We start from the raw sequence: 14,218 nt of genomic DNA, 5'->3' as shown, positions 1-14,218 counted from the left end.
TACGCGGATAGAATTTAGTTATTTATCCCTCATAACTCTTGAGGCAATTGATCGCGGTTGAAAACTTTGTACCGATCGCAGTACAATCGATCGATATTGCATCTGAGGAATCTCCCCATGTCAGAACAGTTTTCCACTGAGATTAGCGATCGCATCTGCACTCACATGAACGAAGACCACGCTAGTGCTGTAGTGCTATATGCTCAAGCATTTGGCGGCAAACCGGAGGCGACAGAAGCTCAAATGCTCGCTATTGATGCCAACGGCATGGATTTAACCGCTAAAGTCAACGACGAAACAGTGCCCGTCAGAGTAAATTTCGATCGCACTTTAACCGATGCCGAAGATGCTCACCATACTCTGATTGAAATGGTGAAACAAGCTCGAAAAGCTGCTAAGTAGCCAACTGCTCACGATTCTGTTATAATTTTAACGTTCGCAGTACGGACTTTAGTCCGGCTAAATAGTTGTTAAGGACTAAAGTCCTTACTACTAACCTTTAGTTCGGTTAAATCCTTTTTAAGGACTAAAGTCCTAACTGCAAACAAAATATTTAATAAGGTTGAATATATATTTAAGATATCCAATAAAATGACAGAAAATTACCCAAACCCCAAAGAATTAGATGTCGTCAATGGCAGTAAAAATAACCATTTCGAGGCACTGGTAAAACGACTAGATTTGATGATTCGCGCCCGCTATTCGCTGCTGTACATTGTCGGCGCGGAGGAAGAACCAGTCGAAGCCGTAATTGCCCAAGTAGCGCTGCAAGTAACTCCCGCGCGCCGGGTGTTGTTCTGGGATCTTGTGCGGGGCTGGGAGGATAACGGTTCTGGGAAAGGTTCGGTAATGGCGGCGCTCGATCGCGTCAGCAAAACTGCTGTTGAAGAATATACCATATTTGTACTGCGGGATTTGCACCCTATTTTGAAATATCCCTACACCGAAAAAAATGCGGCGGTAGTGCGGGAATTGCGGAATTTAACGCGGGAATTGAAGCGTAGCAAAAAAACTATAGTTCTTACTTCTCACACCCTGGAATTGCCGGAGGAATTGAAAGAAGAAGTCACAGTAATTGATTTTCCTTTGCCCAACGTCCAAGAAATCGACAGTTTAATTTCCCACGTTGTAGAAAAACCGCAACAGTTGCAAGTTAGCGGTTTAGCAAGGGAACAATTGGTTAAAGCTTGTCAGGGTTTGAGTCGCGCTAGAATCGGGCGGGTTTTGGCTAAAGCTTTGGCCGCCAAACAGCAAATTAACGAGTCAGATATTGACGGAGTTTTGGAGGAAAAACAACAAGCAATTCGCCAAACGGGAATTTTGGAGTTTTTCAACTCCAGAGAATCCCTAAAAAGTGTGGGCGGGTTGGAGAATTTGAAACAGTGGGTAAAGATGCGGCAAGATGCTTTTACTGATGAAGCGCGTCGCTACGGTATACCGAATCCGAAAGGAGTTTTGTTAGTAGGAATTCAAGGAACGGGCAAATCTTTATCGGCGAAAACAATAGCCTCAGAATGGCGTTTGCCACTGTTGCGATTGGATACTGGAAGATTGTTTGGCGGCGTGGTCGGGGAAAGCGAAAGTCGCGTCAGGCAAATGATACAATTAGCAGAGGCGATCGCACCTTGCGTTTTGTGGATCGATGAAATAGATAAAGCCTTCGGCAACATTATCAGCGGCAGCGACGGCGATTCGGGAACTTCGCGCCGGGTATTCGGCAGTTTGATTACTTGGATGCAGGAAAAAACCAGTCCGGTGTTTATCGTCGCAACTGCAAATAACGTGCGGATTTTGCCGGCAGAGTTGCTGAGAAAGGGCAGGTTTGATGAAATTTTCTTTTTGAATTTGCCCTCAGAATCGGAACGGCAAGATATCTTTAAAGTGCATTTGCAGCGTTTGCGGCCAACTAGATTGCGCGAGTTTGATTTGGGAGTTTTGGCGAAACGCGCTGAGAATTTTAGCGGTGCAGAAATTGAACAAGTCGTAATAGATGGATTGTATCGAGCCTTTGGCACTTTTGTCAACGGACAGCGCCGGGATTTGATGACCGAGGATATTTTAAGGTCGATCGAGGATACAGTACCTTTAGCTGCGATCGCGCGATCGCAAATTGAAGATTTGAAGCGCTGGGCGGCGGAAGCGGGCGCGAGAACAGCATCTAACGATACTCATTTAATTGATGAATTGAAACGCTACAGCCAGCGGCGAAGAGATGCGATCGACAATTAACTTAATTTCTAGGGTGTCTCAGTTCATATCTAATTTATTCTCGGAAAATTTATAGCCACCGCCTTGGCGGTTACGACGATATCGATTGCTGAAACCCTTGCTCTGATTACCTCTGCCTCCTGCTTCCTGCCTCAAGCCTTCTGCCTTCTGCCTCCTGCTATACATCTGACGCACCTTCCTAATCCCATGGTGCGTCAGTTGATGCCTGATTAATTCTCCCAAATATCTCCCGTTATGACGCACCCTACTACTATAGCTATTACACCTGTGGCAAGATATCAATTTTAAGCATATTTAGCTATAATGACTGACCATAACAATAGTTTTAGTGCTAATAATTATGCCAGAATCTTTTTTGCTCGGTCGGCTGCTGCTGCAATTCACCAGCGAAGCCGCGGATATCATTACAGACTTATCCGCTGTTGCTTTAACTCCAGACGGCCATTTGTGGCTGGGTTCCGATGAAACGACTTCGATCGAGCGTTTGTCGCCTGTCGCCCCTCATATTTTTGGAGAACATCAAAAATTTGCGATCGCAGATTTTATAGATTTATCTGGAGAATCTGAAATCGATATTGAAGGAATTGATTTCAGCAACGATTATCTTTGGCTAGTCGGTTCTCACAGCACCAAACGCAAGAAAGCTAAAGGCAAAGACCCCGGTAAAGACATTGAAAGATTAGCAGAAATCGTCACAGAAGTCAACCGCTATTTACTGGCGCGCATTCCTATGAAAGACGGGATTTTGTGCGAGTCAATTCCCGATTCAGACAATCCCGAAATTCAGCAGACAGTGGGATGCCTGCAGCGGACAGAAACAGGCAATTTGCTGACAGACGCGCTCAAAGATGACACCCACCTCGGTCTATATTTATCTGTGCCGATTCCGAGTAAAGAAAATGGCTTTGATATTGAAGGGTTGGCGGTGCGCGGAAATCGGATTTTTCTTGGTTTGCGGGGGCCGGTGCTGCGGGGTTGGGCGATAATTTTAGAGATAGAAGTTGAAGAGGCAGAACCGGGAGTTTTAAGGCTTAAGGCTATTGGGGAAGGAGAAAAATTGTACAAGAAACATTTTGTTGATTTGAACGGTTTGGGGGTGCGAGAATTGTGCTGGAATGGAGAAGATTTGATGGTTTTAGCCGGGCCGACGATGACTTTATCTGGGGCGATGAGGGTTTTTCGGTTAAAGGGAATTTTAGGGCGATCGGGCGACAGTATTACGGGGCAAGATGGGGGAGATTTGGAGGTATTGTTTGACTTGCCTTTTAAGGTGGGTACGGACAATGCTGAGGGATTGAGCCTGTTTCCCTATTTGGGAGGCCAGAATTCGCTGTTAGTGGTTTACGATTCGCCGGATGCGGGAAGAATGGTGGAGGAAAATGCTATTTTGGCTGATATTTTTAAATTAGGTTCGTATAGCGATTCTCAAGGAATTGTGTAAGTGTTGTAGGGCCAAAACTCGCGCCCGGTTGCCCCGATCCTTGGGGGTAGGCATTCTTGGCACTACCCCTACATATTTGTACAACTGATTTAACAATACTTCGGACAGTTTTTTAACGGGCCTGTAAGCCTTGCAGAGAAAGCCCTGCCCTTTTTAACGCATTTTAGGAAACTTAGCGCTGGAGTTAAACCTTGAAATAATAGTCCACCATATAGCCAGTCTGGGTTTCGGACACTCGATTAGATATAAAACTGTCCGAAGTATTGATTTAAGATTGCTATAGTAAAGTTTCACACTCCTAAATTCCCGGTTTTGGCGGGCGAAAAAATATGATTAGCTATTAACAGAAATCGAACTGAGTCAGAAACCAATTTTTGTGTAGCTGCATACTTCTCAAACCAATAATTTTGGGTGATTCCGGGTTTTTCTGGGTAAGTCCTATTTAACAAAAAAAAAAGATGCGATCGAATTTAGGACAACTCCAGTCCCCAGAAAAATCCCTCAATCCCTCGCACCCGTGGCTTTTGTGTCAAAAAAATTGGCCGCCAAATCATAGTCTGCACTCCGCCTGCTAAGGGCTGTTGCCTCCTTATGGTAGATAACACTGACGTGGTAAACCTGTTATATTGGCAGTATGTAGGCAAGTTTCCTGACTACAGGTACTTGCACGTAAAGGAGTCAGAGTGTCTGCTTCGAGACTATACTTCGGCGAATAACTACCAAACCACACCTTAATGCAAGTTATGAACAGCCAAAAAGTCAGCGTCATCATTCCTGCATTCAATGCTGCCGACACTCTGGCCGAGACAATTGCCTCCGTACTCAATGGTACCCACAAGAATTTAGAAATTTTAATTGTTGATGACTGCTCTACTGACGCTACTGACAAAGTTGCTGCTAAGCTGGTAGAGCAAGATTCGAGAATTCAATACTTCAGAAATCCCGAAAATTACGGGGTTTCTAAGTCGAGAAATTTAATGATGTATCGCGCCACAGGCGAGTATGTAGCGTTTATCGACAGCGACGATACCTGGGAACCCAATAAGTTAGAAGTTTGCCTGAAAATGCTCGCAGACAATCCCGAAGTCAAAGCTGTCGCTCACGCTTTGCGGTATTTAGACAAGCGTGGCAACAAGTTGAGTTATATTCCCACCTATCCTACAACTAAAGCAGAAATGCAGGCGATTAAGGAGACAGGCGAAAGTCCTTGGGTTTTCCCGTCTTCTGTTGTAGTCGATCGCTCTATTCTACTCCAAGAAGGCGGGTTTCCAGAAGATTGGGAGGTAGGAGAAGATACAGAATTATTTACTAAACTTGCTCAAAAGTATGGCTTGCTAGCGGCGACAGAACCTTTGGGAAATTATCGAATTAGAGGGAATTCTCTCACAGATAAGCACTGGCTCAAAAAGCGCATAGCTTCTGATTGTGTCAAGGAAAACCAACTGCGGCGCTTGCGGGGAGAAAAAGAGTTATCACTCCACGAGTACGAAGAGTTATGTTTTAAGAATTTGCCGCTTTTGCAAAGGCTGAACAAATTTCGAGAAGTTTTGGCACTGCACTACATGAGAAAGCTGGGACAAAGTTGGTTAAATCGGGAGGTGTTGCCGACTATTGTTTACGGCATCGCTACCACAGTGCTCAATCCTCAAGCTACTGTCAACAAGTGGAAATGGATGAAGACTCACGAAAAGTTGAGTCATCAAACGGCAGAAGGTATTGGTCATTCGCCAGAATTAAACCCCCAGCGATCGTCTGAAATCGGGGGGCTGTCCTAAAGGATGTTATAGTTGTATAGCCGAATCGAAGCCGATCGCCCAGGGGCTGATTAATACGCGATATTGGGGTTTTGAGGGGTATTTGACTGTTAATATCCTGTCGGGTGAATTACCCGCGATACCAGCTACAGCGGCTTGCAGCCGTGCGATAGGACACGATATACAAATCTTTGAAAGCCGCGGATGTCAGCCTTGATTTATTCGGTTACTAGCTTCAACCCTATACAGCTTGCAAATAGCAGCGATCGCCAGCCGTGCTATTTACCCCCACAACAGTTAGAATAAATAATGTATAAGTAAAAAAGAAAGTTTTTGGAATTTAAAAATGGGTAGCAAACCCCTTTTTGATGCAGAAAATAAAAGCAAAAATTTATCCAACATTCTGCCTTTTACCTTCAGAGAACGATCGCCTTTTTATTTATTATTAGATTGAATTTATGGACTGGCAAGAAATTTCAGGCAATTGGGTATTAATTCCTTCAAGACCGATCGCGATCGTGCATTTTCTCGGCGGTGCATTTGTGGCGACAGCACCGCAAGTGACCTATCGCTGGCTGTTAGAGGCTTTGGGAAACCAAGGATATCTTGTAGTCGCAACGCCGTTTGTCAATACTTTGGATCATATTGCGATCGCCCGCGATGTCCTCAACAAATTTGAAAATGCCCTCGATCGGCTGCGCGCCACTAAATTGCTCAAATCTTCGTATCTCCCCATCTACGGCATGGGACACAGCATGGGATGCAAACTGCACTTGCTGATCGGTTCTGTGTTTGACATAGAAAGGGCAGGCAATATTCTGATTTCTTTCAACAATTATGCGGCATCCGAAGCAATCCCGATCGTCGAGCAAATTTCCCCCGTCTTTAACGTCGAGTTTACCCCTTCCCCGCAAGAGACTAATCGCCTCGTCCAAAATAGCTATCAAATCCGGCGCAATCTTTTAGTCAAATTTAACGGTGACAACATCGACCAAACCCTGCTGTTGACCAAACTGCTAAAAGCACGATTTCCCGACATGATTACCGTTCAGACTCTGGCGGGCAACCATCAAACGCCCTTGGGCCAAGATGTTAGCTGGCCTGTGGGTCAAATTTTTACGCCCTTCGACGCGATCGGGCAGTGGGTCAAACAAGAAGTGTATCGAGAATTAAATGAATTAAAACGGACAATTCTGCTGTGGCTTAATCCTCTGTCCCGCGTTTAAAAGCTTCTAAGGATCGCGAATTAAATAACTTACAATTTTAATTGTTATTGTGGGATGGGCGTCCCGCCCGTCATGAGTGGACGGTCTATAAGAGCCCATCCCACAAACTTGTGGAAGTTATTTAATTCTCATTCCTAAGCTGTTCGGCATTTAAAAGACGATAGTAGGGTGCCCAGCGTACAGAAGTGTTTCCCGCATAAGCGCGTAAGTGTTATAACTGACGCACCATACAAGCCTCGTTACTGGTTTAAATGCTCCACAGCTTAAAGCCTATTAACCAGAAAGTTCCATCAGCAGTTGCCAACAAAATATCAGCTTCATCGATCGTCGATACAGGGCGAATAATTTTTGACGATCGACAAACAGTTCCGTCCATCAGCCATTCTCTCGTAACTAATACTGTCTGCGATGTCTTTGATTAATTTTAGACCCCGCCCGCCCGGAGAGTGAATATCGACTTTTTCCGAAATATCTTTGATTTTTGTCTCTAAATCAAACGGATCGCCCCAATCCCAAATTTTAATCTCTAAAGATTCAGCGAACACCGCCACCTGAATGTCAACAGGCAAATCCGCTGGTTTGCCCTTGTGGGCGTGACGCACCGCATTCGTAAAGCCCTCAGCCAAAGCCAACTGACACCTGATCCACACACTTGTAGGGATTCGCGAGTCGTACAATTGTGCAAACCACGACAAAACCCAGCTTAATCCATTCAGACCTGTATTGACTTGAAGATCCGCTTTTTTTAGCATCGGCAACTTTTCGGAACCCTTTAATTCAATCACGCTCACCACACAAGTTCTTCATCGGCCGGTGGGCAAAATACAACGAGACAAAATACAACCAGATAAAATACCACGAGACAAAGTATAACGGCGGCCAAATTGAATGGTTGTTTGAGGATACTAGCTTTGGTGGGCCGTCGATCGATGTTTAATCCACTAATCGGTTAGCCATTATACCATAAATAGCACTTCCATGTCAACCATCGCCTGTGGCAAATAAAAGTCTATAAAAATTTATATTCTGAGTATAAACTGAGTGAAGTTCGATCGCGCCAAATTTCTATCAAATTTTAACGTAAATTGAACTCACCGACCCGCCCTCAAAAGCAATTACCTCGAAAGCGATGTCAATCAACTATACTCAATCTCAGACAAGGGCGCTGACAGGATATATTTTAAATGACCCCCAGACCTTGAAAAACTTGTAGTACCTAAGTGCCCATGTTTCAAATTCTGGTTATTGACGATGATACGGCTGTTCAAGAACTGCTGAGAAGAACCCTGAAAAAACAGGGTTACGAAGTAACAGTAGCAAGCAATGGCGAAGACGGTGTAGCCCAGGCGCAAAAATTGCGTCCGGCCCTGATAATTTGCGATTGGATCATGCCGCGCTTGACCGGCATCGATGTCTGCCGTCGAGTCAAGGCAGATCCGGATCTGTCAACTACACAATTCTTTTTGTTGACTTCTTTGGGTTCGATCGCCGATCGAGTCAAAGGCCTCGACGCCGGTGCCGACGATTTTATCTCAAAGCCGATCGAACTCAACGAGTTACAGGCAAGAGTACGCGCGGGATTGAGGCTGCACCAACTCAGCCGAGATTTGAAAATAGCCAAGCAAAGTCTGGAAGCAGAGTTAGCCGAGGCCGCCGAGTACGTGCAATCGCTGTTGCCAGATCCGATGACGGAACCTTTCAGCATCGAAGCAAAATTCATTCCCTCCCGGCAGTTGGGGGGAGATTGCTTCGACTACAACTGGCTAGATGCCGATTATTTGGCGATTTACTTGCTAGACGTAGCCGGTCACGGTTTGCGGGCGGCGCTGCCTTCGGTGGCCGTGCTGAATTTGCTGCGATCGCGCACGCTCCCCAACATAGACTACTACAAACCCAGCGACGTGTTGCGCGCCCTGAACACCACCTTCCAGATGAGCTACCAAAATGACAAGTATTTCACCATCTGGTACGGCGTTTACAACCGCATTTCTCGCCAGCTAGTTTATGCCAGCGCCGGCCATCCACCGGCAGTGTTAATTTCCCAGTCCCCTGCGAGCACCGCTAAAATCCAGCGATTAAAAACCCCCGGAATGCCGGTCGGGATGTTCCCTGACGCCCCCTATGTCGATAATTGCTGCGATGTCGAGGATTTGAGCACTCTCTACATCTTTAGCGACGGGGTATACGAGATCCACCAACCTGACGGCAATATCTGGGGGCTTGACCCTTTCGTAGATTTGTTAGCAGCTTACAACGGTGCAAGTGCCGACCAGTTAGAGCTGGTTTTGAACTACATTCAAAAGTTGAACGCTAAAGCAGTTTTTGATGATGATTGGTCTTTACTCAAGGTAAACTTTGGCTAGCTGACTTCTTGCAGTGCATCTGTGACAAAATAGCAAGAAGACAGCAGCCCAAAGATTTAGTTAGTTGAGAGAATTTTGCTATTAAAAGCATCGCGGGTCTGAAATATCTCGAAAACTCGATCCATGCTGGTGAGTTCAAATAAAATGCGGATTTGCTCGTTGATAGAACAGACAACTAATTGACTCCCAGCGGCCCGGACTGTTTTAAGCGCCAAGACTAAAGCGCCTAAACCAGAACTATCCATAAATGTCACATCAGTGAAGTCTATCAATACCACATCGGCTCCCGCTTCCACGAGGTCGCTAATCTCTTGGCGGAATTGACTTGCCTTGGTGCCGTCTAAAATGCCAGAGGGCTGAATAATTTTAACTACAGGACTCATATTTTGCGGTGGGAATGTCAGAATTTCTAGCCAGACTAGGCTAGTATAGCTGCGAGATGGACTCCGAGCCAAATAAGAGAGGGGGAAAGCGCCAGAGCCTGAGAGCGGGAGAATAGTTTTGAGTGCAAAAGATGGTGCTCGTCGCGGATCTTAAGGCCGATCGCAGTCGCAGCGCTTCGCCGGGAGTGAATTTTGAGAGGGGGACAATCTTTGTTCTGCCGAATGCCTTCTGGTATGAATCAAACTGGGCTAACTTTGGCGCGGTAGAGCAGTTTTTCACCTTGTCTGTAGCCTGTGTAGCGGACTGTGACGGGTTCTCCGGGTTCGGCTGTTCCTTCCATTAGCTGGTGCTGTTGGGGGTTGTAGGGAATCTCGGCTCCGACTGGGGCGATCGACTCCACTCCCCAATGCTCTAATAACTGCTCGACTGGCCGCAGCAAGGGCAGTAGTTTCTGAGCCCGCAAGTTGTGATTTTCCTGAGCTTTGCTCGCAGCAGTCGGCCACTGCAACATCCAAGATTCTAAAATTTGCAGGCTAGATAGCTGGAATTCCTGCATCAAAGATTCTCGCTGCTGTTCGATCGAAGCTTGCAGGCGCTGATATTCTTGTTCTAGGGCTGTCGGTGGTGTCTTTTCTAAATCTACATAGTTTGGCGCCAAGGTTGCGAGCAGTTCGGTTAAGGAAATTTGCAAAGCTTGACTAATTTTGAGCAGGATGTCGGCTCGGGTTTGCAAAGCTAAGCCGCGACGCAGGCGACTTAGCTGGATCTCGGAAACTCCTGCTTTTTGGCTGAGTTCTCGATCGCTCGAAAGCCCCGCCTGTTCCATCAGGCGTTGCAGTTGAAGAGCATAATCTGGAATATTGGCAGTCACGAAAAACTCATCCAAATTAACTATTAGCCGGGAAGTCCCTCGGTATATTTAGAGGGGATTAATCTGAGCACTCGGCCCCGTACCCCGTTGGGAATTACTCCTTGGGATGAAAGGCTCGTCGGGTTTCGGTACCGAAACCGACAATTATTCTTTTATACCCCAAGATGCTCTGGAAATACTCTGATACTATATTAGCAAGTGGAGGTGGAACTACCTCACTATAAAAAGCCTTTGAAAAAAAGGAACAAGAAGCCTGCGGTCTAACTGTACTCAGTTGACCGTCAGGTTTGTTCACTAAATGGACATATTCTCGATCCTAAGCTGTCAGGAGCCTTAAGGAAATACATCTGTGGGGCGGGCCCAACAGCCCGCCCCACAAGAGTTTGGCGATTTATGAAGATGCAAGTTCAATTATTGAAAGTGTGCTATTTGACGGCAACTTTTGCAGCGGCAGCTGTTGCAGTTGTCGCAGAACCTTGCAAATGCGCTTCTAGGAACCACAAACGCTTGTCAATTGTCCGCGAAATTTCGGTGTACAAATCCGCTGTATCGGCATCGCCGAGTTCGTCTGCTTTGTCGATGGCGACTCGCAGGTGTTGGGCGTAGGGTGCGTAGCGATCGGCTAAAGCCGTCACATATTCTTTCCCGTCTAAAATGTCGAAAGGAAATTCTGGCAAAATCGAATCAGCAGCGGCTGTGCGGGCTGTTCCTACAGCCAAACCGCCCAAAGCTGTGACTCGTTCTGCAACCGTATCAACGTATTCTTCGAGTTCTGTTGCCATTTCGTCAAATAGCAAGTGCAACTGATAGAAGTCCATGCCTTTGACGTTCCAGTGAGCTTGCTTGACTTGAGTTTTTAAGTCCAGAGTCGTTGCTAGCGTTGCGTTGAGCAGCCCGACTACTTGAGAGCGGGTGGCGGCTGACATATCGATGCGGGTGGGGTAAAGATGTTGTTTGTGGTTGTTGGTAGTCATAGGTTTTTAGCTTGTTATTAGTGATTGTCGATCGAATATATTAGAAAGCTTTGGGCGATCGAATATTTGCCTGTCATGAATTTCTGTTGAGAGGCTCAGGCTAAGTGCATCTGCAACACGGTACGGGGAGCTCGGCGTACATTACAGCGGATAGTTTCTAAACCGAGACGCTGGCAAGCTTCGTACCGATGGCAACCGGAAAATCCGTAATACTGACCATCTACTTCTAGCACGTCGATGGGTTCGTTTAAACCTACCTCGCGGATGGATTCCATAAGGGCGGCGACTTTGGTTTGGTCGTTGACTCGCGGCAGGGGGCGGCGAATCTGGTTGAGGGGAATTTCTTCTATCCTCATGGCGGCTCTCTTTTTTGCTTATGGTTAAATCATACTCGTTATGACTTCGTTTTGTCAATAAACATAAAGACTTACGCAAAAACATGGTTTCAGCTCCGAATATGGGGGTTAGAAAATCCCAACTACTGCTATCTGGCCCGGAACTCCCAGACAAATAGCTATGAATGGGCAACACTGAGCACAGGCAGGATTTTTCATGCCTTTCGATAGATCGATCGACCTCAACGTTCTAGGTACAGTGGGAGAAAAGATAAATTGTGGCTTGAAATTATGGCATCCTCCCAACCCCTCAAAGGCATTGAATTGATCGACTGCGCCAAAGCTAACGCCCAACAAGGAATCGCCACAGCCGCGAAGCTCTGCGGCTACGGAAGCGACCTCAACACCTTCGAGCGGGAACTGAAAAAGGCTTGCCAAGACATCGGCGTCGAAGTCAAGGAGTTAAACGACTTGATTACGACTCAGCAGATGATGAAACAAGGAATGGGTATTGAAGTCGCTCCAGATACTCCCTCAGAACTCTAGGCTCAATCTCCACCGCAGCAGTTTGAGAGCTAAGATTGCCCTCACACCCGTATTTTGAGTCTGCTAGCTGAGGCAGGCTAGAATGTTTTGCATGGGAGCTTCCGACTTTTGGCAGGAGTCGTGTTTTCTCCCGCGAAGAGGGTGCTTTCTGGAGGGTGCACAGATTGTTAGGAGGACTGTCGTGTCAGATCAGCAAGACCGAATAATGCGTTTGTTTATAGAGGAGGCTAAGGAGCACCTCGATACTCTAGAAAATGGTTTAGTGGATTTGAAGTCCACGATGAAAGACCCCGAAAGCGTCCAAGAGATGTTTCGAGCTGCCCATTCGGTAAAAGGAGGGGCGGCTATGCTTGGCTTAGATAGTATTAAAACAACCGCTCACCGCTTGGAAGATTGTTTTAAGGTGCTCAAGGACGGGCCAGTTAAGCAGGTTGACCAAACGGCAGAATCCCTATTTTTAAAGGGAGTTGATACGCTTAAGGACTTGCTGGGGCGACTGGAGGGGCCTTTCGGCTTGAGGAATGAGGAGGGAGAAAAACTCGTGCAGCAGGTGATGCCTGTTTTTGCTCAACTCGAAACTCACCTCGATAAATTGGCGTCGGGTAAAGTGCAGGTGGTTGCTGCTGGGTCTGGTACGCCCGCCGCTCCAACAGCGGGCGCTGTGCCGCCAAATTTTGCTGTTGAAGTGATGACTTTACTCAAAGAAATGTTGCAGGTGTTCAAGCAGAAAGAATCGGCTGCTAGTCGCTCTGAGTTGACGGCTGTGTGCGTTCGCCTCTATAAGTTGGGAGGTAAAATAGAGACTTGGCAAAATTTAGTAAAAACAGCTAGAGCAGCGATCGTTAATCCCAAAAACTCTTATAAAGTCTTAGCTCCGTTGATTATCAAAGAACTCAAGGAAGCTGGCGATTTAGTACAAGTGGGGAAAGTTAAGACGATCGTTCCGAGTAAAAATTTGCTACTTTTGGCAGCAAGCCCAAAACCAGCCCCAGCAGCCCCAGCAGCCCCAGCAGCCCCAGCAGCCCCAGCAGCCCCAGCCTCCGCGTCGAAGCAAGTCGCACTTCCCGCCGAACCGAAGGCGGTAGTCAAGCTTTTGCTCAAAACTTTCAACAAAAAGCAACTTTCGGAAATCGCCAAGTTACTGGTTAACGCCATCAAATCCTCGAACTAGGATGTGTGGCAGTAGAAGATAGAGTTGAGCAGCAACTCGAAAAAATTCACTCATTCGAGATTTTTGCCCTCTACCTTCTACTGTTGGGCAACCCTGCGTTAGAATTAGTGAATATATCGGCGTGCAATATTGTACCAGAATTAAAAATCGAGCAGGCTTTATAAGGCGGTAGCTGTGAAACCAATTAGTTCATTAGAAGATGCTTTAAACCGCTGTCAGGCGATGGGAATGCGCTTGAGCCGCCAGCGTCGATTTATTCTAGAACTTTTGTGGGAGGCAAAAGAACACCTCTCTGCTCGCGAAATCTACGATCGCCTCAACAAACAAGCTCATTCGATCGGGCATACTTCTGTTTATCAAAATCTAGAAGCTTTGTCGAAAGCAGGGATTATTGAGTGCATAGAACGCTCGGAGGGACGCTTGTACGGCAATGTCAGCGATTCTCACTCTCATGTCAATTGTCTTGATACGGCTCAGATTCTCGACGTTCATGTGGAATTGCCGATCGACTTGATCGAGCAAATTCAAGAGCAAACGGGTGTCAAAATAGTAGACTACCGGATAGATTTCTACGGATACCGATCGGCCGAGTCCGCCACCCAAGCATCGAGTGTCAGCGATACGTCAAAGGCTTCGTAACGGATAAAGCAGCGGCTGTTGGAAGCAAAGCCGATATTTGTACTGAGCCGATCGGTGGTATAAAATGATTTAAGTATTTAGCTGGGTTCGATCGGGCTTTTTGCCGTCGCCAGCCGGAATTCGGCACAGTAGAAAAAAAATGAAAACAGAAAAATGAAACTCGATCGGCAAGTTTGGCGATCGGGAATAAAATTTACGACTAAGGATCGCGAATTAAATAACTTACAATTTTAATTGTTATTGTGGGATGGGCGTCCCGCCCGTCCAAAAAGGACGGGCGGGACG

General features: G+C 46.5%; 15 protein-coding genes. 10 read left to right on the top strand and 5 right to left on the bottom strand.

What is annotated here, in order from left to right; translation table 11 throughout:
• Positions 1–117 precede the first annotated feature (117 nt).
• The 5 genes from QUB39_RS24180 (at position 118) to QUB39_RS24160 (ending at position 6,650) form a co-directional block, all read left to right on the top strand.
• Positions 118–402 carry a DUF2470 domain-containing protein gene (locus tag QUB39_RS24180; protein WP_333211405.1) on the top strand — a complete coding sequence of 95 codons (285 nt, stop codon included), beginning with the start codon at positions 118–120 and terminating at the stop codon, positions 400–402.
• Positions 403–591: 189 nt separating this feature from the next.
• The gene (locus QUB39_RS24175; RefSeq protein WP_333211402.1) at positions 592–2,229 is read left to right on the top strand and encodes an AAA family ATPase; all 1,638 of its coding nucleotides are present in this window, start codon (positions 592–594) and stop codon (positions 2,227–2,229) included.
• A gap of 340 nt (positions 2,230–2,569) precedes the next feature.
• Entirely contained in the window at positions 2,570–3,670 is a 1,101-nt protein-coding gene (locus QUB39_RS24170; RefSeq protein ID WP_333211400.1) for a DUF3616 domain-containing protein, read from the top strand.
• 743 nt (positions 3,671–4,413) lie between these two features.
• Positions 4,414–5,445 (top strand): glycosyltransferase family 2 protein, encoded by a 1,032-nt coding sequence (locus QUB39_RS24165; protein ID WP_333211398.1) that lies wholly within the window; start codon positions 4,414–4,416, stop codon positions 5,443–5,445.
• 437 nt (positions 5,446–5,882) lie between these two features.
• Positions 5,883–6,650, top strand: coding sequence for a DUF1350 family protein (locus tag QUB39_RS24160; RefSeq protein ID WP_333056309.1), 768 nt, complete (start codon positions 5,883–5,885; stop codon positions 6,648–6,650).
• Positions 6,651–6,967: 317 nt separating this feature from the next.
• Here QUB39_RS24160 and QUB39_RS24155 read toward each other — a convergent pair whose 3' ends face one another.
• Complete coding sequence (locus QUB39_RS24155; RefSeq protein ID WP_333056308.1) at positions 6,968–7,444, bottom strand: ATP-binding protein; 477 nt, start codon at positions 7,442–7,444, stop codon at positions 6,968–6,970.
• Between the two features lie 432 nt (positions 7,445–7,876).
• On the opposite strand from QUB39_RS24155, the gene QUB39_RS24150 reads away from it, so the two are divergent.
• On the top strand, positions 7,877–9,013 hold the full coding sequence (locus QUB39_RS24150) for a PP2C family protein-serine/threonine phosphatase (protein ID WP_006632014.1): 1,137 nt from the start codon (positions 7,877–7,879) through the stop codon (positions 9,011–9,013).
• Between the two features lie 56 nt (positions 9,014–9,069).
• Here the strand turns inward: QUB39_RS24150 and QUB39_RS24145 are convergent, their stop codons facing one another.
• From QUB39_RS24145 to QUB39_RS24130, 4 genes are all read right to left on the bottom strand, one after another.
• Positions 9,070–9,396 carry an STAS domain-containing protein gene (locus QUB39_RS24145; protein ID WP_041623653.1) on the bottom strand — a complete coding sequence of 109 codons (327 nt, stop codon included), beginning with the start codon at positions 9,394–9,396 and terminating at the stop codon, positions 9,070–9,072.
• Positions 9,397–9,635: 239 nt separating this feature from the next.
• Positions 9,636–10,268: a helix-turn-helix domain-containing protein gene (locus QUB39_RS24140; protein WP_333211395.1), complete on the bottom strand. Its 633-nt coding sequence runs from the start codon at positions 10,266–10,268 to the stop codon at positions 9,636–9,638.
• A gap of 425 nt (positions 10,269–10,693) precedes the next feature.
• Positions 10,694–11,242, bottom strand: coding sequence for a DNA starvation/stationary phase protection protein Dps (dps, locus tag QUB39_RS24135; protein ID WP_333056306.1), 549 nt, complete (start codon positions 11,240–11,242; stop codon positions 10,694–10,696).
• Positions 11,243–11,337: 95 nt separating this feature from the next.
• Complete coding sequence (locus QUB39_RS24130) at positions 11,338–11,598, bottom strand: sulfiredoxin (RefSeq protein ID WP_332985662.1); 261 nt, start codon at positions 11,596–11,598, stop codon at positions 11,338–11,340.
• A gap of 270 nt (positions 11,599–11,868) precedes the next feature.
• Between QUB39_RS24130 and QUB39_RS24125 the strand changes: the two genes are divergently transcribed.
• From QUB39_RS24125 to QUB39_RS24110, 4 genes are all read left to right on the top strand, one after another.
• Complete coding sequence (locus QUB39_RS24125; protein ID WP_333211393.1) at positions 11,869–12,123, top strand: hypothetical protein; 255 nt, start codon at positions 11,869–11,871, stop codon at positions 12,121–12,123.
• A gap of 82 nt (positions 12,124–12,205) precedes the next feature.
• On the top strand, positions 12,206–13,294 hold the full coding sequence (locus QUB39_RS24120) for an Hpt domain-containing protein (RefSeq protein WP_333056304.1): 1,089 nt from the start codon (positions 12,206–12,208) through the stop codon (positions 13,292–13,294).
• 5 nt (positions 13,295–13,299) lie between these two features.
• On the top strand, positions 13,300–13,458 hold the full coding sequence (locus QUB39_RS24115; protein WP_333056303.1) for a hypothetical protein: 159 nt from the start codon (positions 13,300–13,302) through the stop codon (positions 13,456–13,458).
• A gap of 10 nt (positions 13,459–13,468) precedes the next feature.
• Positions 13,469–13,933, top strand: a complete 465-nt coding sequence (locus QUB39_RS24110) for a Fur family transcriptional regulator (RefSeq protein WP_333056302.1) — start codon at positions 13,469–13,471, stop codon at positions 13,931–13,933.
• Positions 13,934–14,218: the final 285 nt, after the last annotated feature.

This window comes from Microcoleus sp. AT8-B5, assembly GCF_036705565.1.
Classification (GTDB): domain Bacteria; phylum Cyanobacteriota; class Cyanobacteriia; order Cyanobacteriales; family Microcoleaceae; genus Microcoleus.
This window is presented reverse-complemented; position numbering and strand designations above follow the sequence as displayed.

Bases quoted from the DNA above. Each gene is read 5' to 3' on its own strand.
- QUB39_RS24125 (WP_333211393.1), top strand. From the start codon at position 11,869: ATGGCATCCTCCCAACCCCTCAAAGGCATTGAATTGATCGACTGCGCC.
- QUB39_RS24175 (WP_333211402.1), top strand. From the start codon at position 592: ATGACAGAAAATTACCCAAACCCCAAAGAATTAGATGTCGTCAATGGC.
- QUB39_RS24180 (WP_333211405.1), top strand. From the start codon at position 118: ATGTCAGAACAGTTTTCCACTGAGATTAGCGATCGCATCTGCACTCAC.
- QUB39_RS24130 (WP_332985662.1), bottom strand. From the start codon at position 11,598: ATGAGGATAGAAGAAATTCCCCTCAACCAGATTCGCCGCCCCCTGCCG.
- dps (WP_333056306.1), bottom strand. From the start codon at position 11,242: ATGACTACCAACAACCACAAACAACATCTTTACCCCACCCGCATCGAT.
- QUB39_RS24150 (WP_006632014.1), top strand. From the start codon at position 7,877: ATGTTTCAAATTCTGGTTATTGACGATGATACGGCTGTTCAAGAACTG.
- QUB39_RS24165 (WP_333211398.1), top strand. From the start codon at position 4,414: ATGAACAGCCAAAAAGTCAGCGTCATCATTCCTGCATTCAATGCTGCC.
- QUB39_RS24120 (WP_333056304.1), top strand. From the start codon at position 12,206: ATGTTTTGCATGGGAGCTTCCGACTTTTGGCAGGAGTCGTGTTTTCTC.
- QUB39_RS24160 (WP_333056309.1), top strand. From the start codon at position 5,883: ATGGACTGGCAAGAAATTTCAGGCAATTGGGTATTAATTCCTTCAAGA.
- QUB39_RS24170 (WP_333211400.1), top strand. From the start codon at position 2,570: ATGCCAGAATCTTTTTTGCTCGGTCGGCTGCTGCTGCAATTCACCAGC.
- QUB39_RS24145 (WP_041623653.1), bottom strand. From the start codon at position 9,396: ATGAGTCCTGTAGTTAAAATTATTCAGCCCTCTGGCATTTTAGACGGC.